The 7,725-nt window shown below is 32.0% G+C and carries 7 protein-coding genes and 2 tRNA genes; 7 read left to right on the top strand and 2 right to left on the bottom strand.

The genetic code is table 11. The annotated features are described in order from the left end of the window. The first annotated feature begins 56 nt into the window (after window positions 1–56). From ACPWTF_RS25735 to ACPWTF_RS25720, 4 genes are all read left to right on the top strand, one after another. A tRNA-Phe gene (locus ACPWTF_RS25735) sits at window positions 57–129 on the top strand. Between the two features lie 6 nt (window positions 130–135). Continuing rightward, window positions 136–221 (top strand) — tRNA-Leu (locus ACPWTF_RS25730). A 164-nt stretch (window positions 222–385) separates the two neighbouring features. Next, window positions 386–838 (top strand): DUF1569 domain-containing protein, encoded by a 453-nt coding sequence (locus tag ACPWTF_RS25725; RefSeq protein ID WP_427873865.1) that lies wholly within the window; start codon window positions 386–388, stop codon window positions 836–838. 15 nt (window positions 839–853) lie between these two features. Continuing rightward, window positions 854–1,288, top strand: a complete 435-nt coding sequence (locus tag ACPWTF_RS25720) for a nuclear transport factor 2 family protein (RefSeq protein WP_427873864.1) — start codon at window positions 854–856, stop codon at window positions 1,286–1,288. Here the strand turns inward: ACPWTF_RS25720 and ACPWTF_RS25715 are convergent, their stop codons facing one another. Then, complete coding sequence (locus ACPWTF_RS25715; RefSeq protein ID WP_427873863.1) at window positions 1,289–1,939, bottom strand: endonuclease III domain-containing protein; 651 nt, start codon at window positions 1,937–1,939, stop codon at window positions 1,289–1,291. Between the two features lie 46 nt (window positions 1,940–1,985). Continuing rightward, window positions 1,986–2,852, bottom strand: a complete 867-nt coding sequence (locus ACPWTF_RS25710; protein WP_427873862.1) for an alpha/beta hydrolase — start codon at window positions 2,850–2,852, stop codon at window positions 1,986–1,988. Window positions 2,853–2,967: 115 nt separating this feature from the next. On the opposite strand from ACPWTF_RS25710, the gene ACPWTF_RS25705 reads away from it, so the two are divergent. From ACPWTF_RS25705 to glgB, 3 genes are all read left to right on the top strand, one after another. Next, window positions 2,968–4,395 carry a glycogen synthase gene (locus ACPWTF_RS25705; protein WP_427875791.1) on the top strand — a complete coding sequence of 476 codons (1,428 nt, stop codon included), beginning with the start codon at window positions 2,968–2,970 and terminating at the stop codon, window positions 4,393–4,395. After that, window positions 4,385–5,665, top strand: a complete 1,281-nt coding sequence (locus tag ACPWTF_RS25700; protein WP_427873861.1) for a glucose-1-phosphate adenylyltransferase — start codon at window positions 4,385–4,387, stop codon at window positions 5,663–5,665. Before ACPWTF_RS25705 ends, ACPWTF_RS25700 begins: the two co-directional genes overlap by 11 nt. A 96-nt stretch (window positions 5,666–5,761) precedes the next feature. Further along, entirely contained in the window at window positions 5,762–7,666 is a 1,905-nt protein-coding gene (gene glgB / locus ACPWTF_RS25695; protein WP_427873860.1) for a 1,4-alpha-glucan branching protein GlgB, read from the top strand. Window positions 7,667–7,725 lie beyond the last annotated feature (59 nt).

Below are 7,725 nucleotides of genomic sequence, written 5' to 3'. Positions count from 1 at the left end.
CGTTTATAAATGGGGTTTTTTATTCTAACTTTTACTTATAGAAATATAAGTAATATGGTACCTTAGCTCAGATGGTAGAGCAATGGACTGAAAATCCATGTGTCCCTGGTTCGATCCCTGGAGGTACCACATCATGCTCGGATGGTGAAATTGGTAGACACGCTGGACTTAAAATCCAGTGAACAGCAATGTTCGTGCGGGTTCAAGTCCCGCTCTGAGTACTAAAACTTCAATTAGCTTTTGTTAATTGAAGTTTTTTTTTTGGTCTAAACTTAAATAGGTTTTTCTCTTTACCATATGCTAAATTATTAAACTTCAAAAGCTGTTTTAATCAGAAATTTTATATTTTTACTTCTATATTTAACTGTAAATCTCATTTTCAGCTATGCAAAATGTTTTCCTTAAAGAAGATTGTGATCAATTTGTTACTAGGATTAATGAACTTAAAATAGATTCTCAGCCGCTTTGGGGAAAAATGTCTGTCGATCAAATGCTGGCTCATTGTAACGTTACATACGAAATGGTTTATGATAATATCCATTCAAAACCAAATGCTTTCGTAAAACTTCTATTAAAGCTATTGGCTAAAAATAAAGTGGTAAGTGAAACCCCTTATCCAAGAAGCCTTGGTACAGCTCCGCAATTTATTGTTAAAGGCAATCGTGATTTTGGGCTAGAAAAAAGCAGACTAATTTCTTATATTCAAAAAACGCAAGAGCTAGGACAAAAAGAATTTGAAGGAAAAGAATCTCTTTCTTTTGGCAAGCTGTCTACTATAGAGTGGAATAATATGTTTGCAAAACATTTGGATCATCATTTATCTCAATTTGGTGTTTAAATAATTTTTATAGTTATGAGAATTTATATTATTATGTTTTTTCTTCTTTTAGGATTATCTTCTAATGCTCAAAAGCAAGAAATTCAAAAATGCATTGAATCCTTTTTTGAAGGATTTCATCAGAGAGATTCAACAAAGATCAAATTGGTTTGTTCGGATAAAATGATATTGCAGTCTATTAGCGAAAGCACTATGAAAGGAAATAAATTATCTGATGAAAGTGCAAAAGAGTTTTATAAATCTATTGCATCTATTCCTTCAAATATGAAATTCCAAGAAAAAATATTGAGTTATAATATTCAGATTGATGGAACAATGGCGCATGTTTGGACACCATATGAATTTTATTTAAATGATAAATTAAGCCATTCTGGTGTAAATGCTTTTACTTTATTTAAAGAAAAAGATTCGTGGAAGATTATCTATTTGATTGATACAAGAAGAAAATAATTAATTTTTAAGGATTTCGGTATTGTAGTATAAGCAAATGTCAGTTAAAAGACATTCAGGGCATTTAGGTTTAGGTCTGCAGATTTCACGACCTAAAAATGAAATTGCCATCCCTATTTCTGACCAAATATCTTTCGGTAAAGCCTGCATTAAATCTTTTTCTACTTTATTACCGTCTTTAGATTCTTTAATTATTCCAATTCTTGGCGCAACTCTTATTACATGTAAGTCTGCAATAATTCCTTCAGCTGGTTGACCTGTTTCTCTTAAAATCACGTTTGCAGATTTCCTTCCAATACCTTTCAATGCAGTTAATCCTGACATGGTTAAAGGAATATTGTTATCCTCTTTTATGGTTTTTGCTATATCCAAAAGCCATTGGGCTTTAGTTCCGTGATTTCGAACTTTAGTGATATAAGGCAAAAAAGTTTCTAAATCAGTTTTTGACAGACTTTTTAGCGTTGGGAATTTTTCAAATAAAGCTGGTGCAATTGAGTTGATATTGGCATCAGAATCTTGAGCAGACAAAACAACCATAACTAATAACTGATATGGATTTTGATAATCTAGTGGATGTTTTTTGTTTTTATACTTTTTTAAAATTGGTTTTAATTTAGTTTTCCAATCTAATGTTTCTCCAAATAAATCCATTTTCTAATTCTCTTTAATGTTGATATTTAAATAGTTATCTATAAAGTTAATTGATTTTAATGAATTCTAGAATTTTTTTGATAACATTTTGATTTCCAAGTATTTTCCTGTGGCCTAATCCATCGGTTAAAAATAAAGATCCATTTTTAAGATTTTCATAAATATGCTTTCCCGCTTTTACAGATACCTCGGGATCATCATTATCATGTATAACCAAAACAGGAATATTGATTTTTTGAGCTGCTCGATAGGCTGAAAAATCATCCATTATTACTTGATATTTACTTTCAAAAGAATCTCTCAAATGATTGCTAATTTCTTTTCGCAAACCCAGTTTAGAAGTGAATTCATCTAAAATATCTTGGATAATATCGCCACTTCCTATAATTACAGCTTTTTCTACTTTAAATCCATCTTTAATTGCATTTAGAACTGACATTCCGCCTAAAGAATGACCAATTGCAATTTCAAAAGGGCCAAATTGTTTTTCTATTTCTAATATAGAAGCTATAAACTCTGACATTATCGTTGTTTTTCCTTTTGATTTTCCATGTGCAGGAGCGTCAAAACTAACTGTTGAATAGCCTTGGTTCAAAAGTTCATCAGCAATTTTAAAGAGTTGCGTTCCTCTTCCAGACCAGCCATGAACCAATAAAACTTTACGTTCACTTTTCCCGTATGCGTATGTAACAATACTTTTATTAATTGAAGGAACATAGATTAATTCTTGAATGCTTTTAGCATCCATTTCTAATTCTCTTTTTGGAACTTTATGCTTGATAGGAGTTGTAAAAATCTTTGCAGCAAATTTTGTAACTAATTTTGTGGATATAAAAGCACAAATTTTCGCAGATATTATAATAATCTTAGGAATTTTTAATGATTTAGTAGGATTAATTGCCTTTTTTGCCATTTCAATAAAACTTATTTAAAAGAAGGATTTTGCTTGTTTTTTTGCTAAATTTAAAAAACATAAAAGTAGTATATAAATGATTGCTTCTTATGATAATCCTAAATTAATTTCTGAAATGGAAATATTTCATATTAGTGCCGAATGTTATCCTGTAGCAAAGGTTGGCGGATTAGGCGATGTAGTGGGTGCATTGCCAAAATATCAACAAGCTGCTGGCCATTCTGTTAGAGTTGTAATTCCTTGTTATGACACAAAGTTTAAAAAGGAAAATGATTTTGAATGTGTTCATTGGGGTACAGTTGAATTAGGAAATTTTAGTTTTCCGTTTAGTGTGCTAAAAGAAAAAACAGATAAGTTAGGTTTTGAATTATATCTAATAGAGATTAATGAATTATTTAATCGTCCGAATATTTATGGTTACGAAGATGATATCGAAAGATTTTTATCTTTTCAGATTGCCACATTGGATTGGATTATAGCACGCAATAAAACGCCAGATGTTATTAATTGTCATGATCATCATACAGGCATTATTCCATTTTTACTTCAGTTTTCTTATAAATATGAAAGTTTAAAAAATGTAAAAACAGTCATAACGATTCATAACGGTTTATATCAAGGTTGGTTTGGTTTTGATAAATTATATTATCTCCCAAAATTTGATTTAAGACATGTTGGGTTTGTAGAATGGAGCAATTCTATCAACTCTTTAGCAGTTGCCATTAAATGCGCCAATGCCGTAACTACAGTATCTCCAAGCTATTTAAATGAAATTAATATTTCAGCAAATGGTTTAGAATCTTTATTTAATTCTGTTAGAAATAAATCTAAGGGAATTTTAAACGGAATTGATATTGAAGTCTGGAATCCGATGAAAGATCAAATGATTGACGAGAATTATTCCATTGAAGATTTTGAAGCTGGAAAAAGAAAGAATAAAGAGAAACTATGCGAAGAATTTGAGCTAGATCCAACAAAACCATTATTTAGCTTTATTGGTAGATTGTTTGAAGAAAAAGGAGGTGATTTGCTTCCGCATGCTGCTGCTTTGGCTTTATCTGAACATTTTGAGGAAATTAATATCTTGATTTTAGGTTCAGGAAATTTAGAAATTGAAACGCAGTTGACTCAATTGCGAAATGATTATAAAGGAAATTATAATGTTTTTATAGGTTATAATGAAGATTTAGCGCATTTGATTTATGCAGGTTCAGATTATATTTTAATGCCTTCTAGGGTAGAACCTTGTGGATTAAATCAAATGTATGCGATGCGTTACGGAACAATTCCGATTGTTAGAAGAACTGGAGGGTTAAGAGATACGGTTGTTGATTTTGGAGATGAAGGAAATGGCATTTGTCATGATCAGGCTTCTGTAGCCGACATATGCTATTCAATAAATCGTGGTGTTAGGTTGTATGAGGATAAAATAAATTTCAATACAGTTTTAAAAAGAGGAATGTCAGCAGATCATTCCTGGGAAAGAGTTTGCCAAGAATATATCGAAATATACAACTTAATAATTCAGCAAAATGAAATTTAAAAAGAAAAATGTAGTTGCCATTATTTTAGGAGGTGGACAAGGTTCACGTTTATTTCCATTGACAGAAACAAGATCGAAACCTGCAGTTCCGATTGGAGGAAAATATCGTTTGGTCGACATTCCGATTTCTAATTGTATCAATTCTGATATTTTTAAAATATTTGTTTTGACGCAATTTAACTCCGCCTCTCTCAATGCTCACATTAAAAACACTTTTAATTTTAGTATTTTAAGCCAATCATTTGTAGATATTTTGGCAGCAGAACAGACTCCAGATAATCCCACTTGGTTTCAAGGAACAGCAGATGCCGTAAGGCAATGCATGTCACATTTCTTGAAACATGATTTTGACCATGCTTTAATTCTTTCGGGCGATCAATTATATCAAATGGATTTTAACGAAATGCTTGAAGCGCATATTGCTGCTGATGCTGAAATCTCTATTGCAACGTTGCCTGTAAATGCTAAAGACGCTCCCGAATTTGGAATTTTAAAAACCAATCACGAAAGTGTTATTGAAGCTTTTATTGAAAAACCACATCCATCGCTATTGCCTGAATGGGAATCGGAGGTGAGCGAACACATGCAGGAAAAAGGTAAAAAATACCTTGCCTCAATGGGAATTTATATTTTTAATAAATCTTTGTTGCAGGAGTTAATGGCTGACCAAGAAACAAAAGATTTTGGTAAAGAAATTATTCCGCAATCGGTTGGAAAACATAAAATATTAAGTTATCAATATGAGGGATATTGGACAGATATCGGAAATATAGAATCATTTTTTGAAGCTAATATTGGCTTAACAGCAGATATTCCAGAATTTAATTTGTTCGATAACGAAAATAAAATTTTCACTAGGCCAAGATTATTGCCTCCGTCTAAATTTAGAAATTCAATAATCAACCAATCTTTAATTTCAGAGGGATGTATTATTAATGCCAAAGAGATTAAAAGTTCGGTTATAGGTATTCGTTCTCGAATTGGTGAAGGAACTGTTTTAGAGAATTGTTACGTTATGGGGAACGATTTTTATCAAGATCTAGAAGAATTGAATCACGAAAGCAGCATCAATAAAATACATGTTGGTATAGGCGAAAACTGCTTTATTAAAAATGCTTTGGTTGATAAAAATGTGCGTATTGGAAACAATGTTCATATTAGTGGAGGTAAACATTTAGATAATTTTACTAACGAATTGTACAGCATTAAAGACGGAATTGTCGTAGTAAAAAAAGGAGTTACACTTGCAGACAATTTTAGAATTGAATAAAGACTGAAAATTCCAATATAAAATGCCAAATTCCAATTTTTAAACTCCAAAATCTAAACTTCAAATTCGAAAATAATTATCTCTTAAACCAACCATATGACTAAAGTAATCCCACATTCTCTTTTTACTGATTTTGATATAGATTTATTCAAAGCGGGAAAACACTTCAGATTATATGAAAAACTTGGAGCTCATTTAATTGAAGTAGATGGAGTAAAAGGTGTTTATTTTGCTGTATGGTCTCCAACGGCTCATTCTGTTTCAGTTGTTGGAGATTTTAATTATTGGACACAAGGCGAACATGTTTTAAACGTTCGCTGGGATTCTTCTGGAATTTGGGAAGGATTTATTCCTCATATTTCAAAAGGGGCGCTTTACAAATACAAGATTCAATCTAGTATAAATGGCGTAATTACCGAAAAGGCCGATCCATTTGCGCGTTATTGCGAAAAACCGCCTCATACTGCATCTGTAGTTTGGGATCTGGATTATAAATGGAAAGATGATAATTGGATGCAAAATCGTCAGGATTATAATGCGTTGGATAAACCCTATTCGGTTTACGAAGTGCATTTGGGGTCTTGGAGACGAGGAGAACACAATCGTTTTTTGACTTATCTTGAACTTGCCGATGATTTGGTAAAATATATAAAAGAAACCGGTTTTACGCATGTTGAGTTTATGCCAATTATGGAATATCCTTATGATCCTTCTTGGGGTTATCAGCTTACAGGGTATTTTGCGCCAACTTCCCGTTTTGGAAAACCGCAAGATTTTATGGTTCTGGTTGATCGATTGCATCAAGAAGGAATTGGAGTGATCTTAGACTGGGTTCCGTCCCATTTTCCTGATGATGCACATGGTTTAGGGTATTTTGACGGCTCTCATTTATACGAGCATCCAGATCGAAGAAAAGGATATCATCCAGATTGGAAAAGTTTAGTTTTTAATTATGGTAGAGATGAAGTTCGAGCTTTTCTAATAAGCAATGCTGTTTTTTGGCTTCAAAATTATCATATCGACGGACTTCGTGTTGACGCTGTGGCTTCAATGTTATATCTCGATTATTCTCGAAAGGATGGCGAATGGGAAGCTAATATTTATGGCGGAAGGGAAAATCTGGATTCTATTAGTTTTCTTAAAGAATTTAATGAAGTAATCTATTCTAATTTTTATGGTGTTCAAACTATTGCTGAAGAGAGTACTTCATTCCATATGGTTTCAAGACCAACATCTGTTGGAGGTTTAGGTTTTGGAATGAAATGGATGATGGGTTGGATGCATGACACTTTAAAGTATTTTCAAAAAGAAACTGTTTATAGAAAATACCATCAGAATGAATTGACTTTTTCGATGACATATGCTTTTACTGAAAATTTCATGCTTCCATTTTCTCATGACGAAGTAGTATATGGCAAAAATTCTCTTATTTATAAAATGCCTGGCGACGAATGGCAGCGCTTTGCAAATTTGAGATTATTGTACGGGTATATGTTTACGCATCCAGGAACAAAACTTTTGTTTATGGGAGCTGAGTTTGGTCAGACAAGTGAGTGGAATTTTGAACAAAGTTTAGATTGGCATTTGCTTCAGTATGATTTTCATTCTGGAATAAAAAGTTTGATTACCGATTTAAATCAATTGTACAAATCACAGCCAGCATTATACGAAAAACAATTTGTAGGAGATGGTTTTGAATGGATTAATTATTCAGATCATCAAAATGCTATTTTATCTTATATTAGAAAAGGAAATAATCCAGATGAAAATGTGATTGTTGTCTGCAATTTTACTCAAGTCGTTCGCGAAAATTATAGAATAGGTATTCCTAAAAAAGGCAATTTAAAAGAGATTTTTAATACTGATGCCAAAATATATGGAGGAAGCGGTATAGAAAGTAGTAAACCATTAAAAATAGAATCAATTTCTTATGACGGCCGAGATTTTTCTGCAGAATTGATTTTGCCTCCTTTAAGTGTTACCGTATATACTTTAAATTAAGTAAAAATCTTGAAATAAGATTTTGTCATTATATCGTTTCAAAATTATCAAATTGATGA

Source organism: Flavobacterium sp. MMS24-S5 (assembly GCF_050320125.1).
Lineage (GTDB): Bacteria > Bacteroidota > Bacteroidia > Flavobacteriales > Flavobacteriaceae > Flavobacterium > Flavobacterium tyrosinilyticum.
This window is presented reverse-complemented; position numbering and strand designations above follow the sequence as displayed.

Excerpts from the sequence above, each read along its gene's own strand:
- ACPWTF_RS25725 (WP_427873865.1), top strand. The coding sequence starts at position 386 with ATGCAAAATGTTTTCCTTAAAGAAGATTGTGATCAATTTGTTACTAGG.
- ACPWTF_RS25720 (WP_427873864.1), top strand. The coding sequence starts at position 854 with ATGAGAATTTATATTATTATGTTTTTTCTTCTTTTAGGATTATCTTCT.
- ACPWTF_RS25715 (WP_427873863.1), bottom strand. The coding sequence starts at position 1,939 with ATGGATTTATTTGGAGAAACATTAGATTGGAAAACTAAATTAAAACCA.
- ACPWTF_RS25710 (WP_427873862.1), bottom strand. The coding sequence starts at position 2,852 with ATGGCAAAAAAGGCAATTAATCCTACTAAATCATTAAAAATTCCTAAG.
- ACPWTF_RS25705 (WP_427875791.1), top strand. The coding sequence starts at position 2,968 with ATGGAAATATTTCATATTAGTGCCGAATGTTATCCTGTAGCAAAGGTT.
- ACPWTF_RS25700 (WP_427873861.1), top strand. The coding sequence starts at position 4,385 with ATGAAATTTAAAAAGAAAAATGTAGTTGCCATTATTTTAGGAGGTGGA.
- glgB (WP_427873860.1), top strand. The coding sequence starts at position 5,762 with ATGACTAAAGTAATCCCACATTCTCTTTTTACTGATTTTGATATAGAT.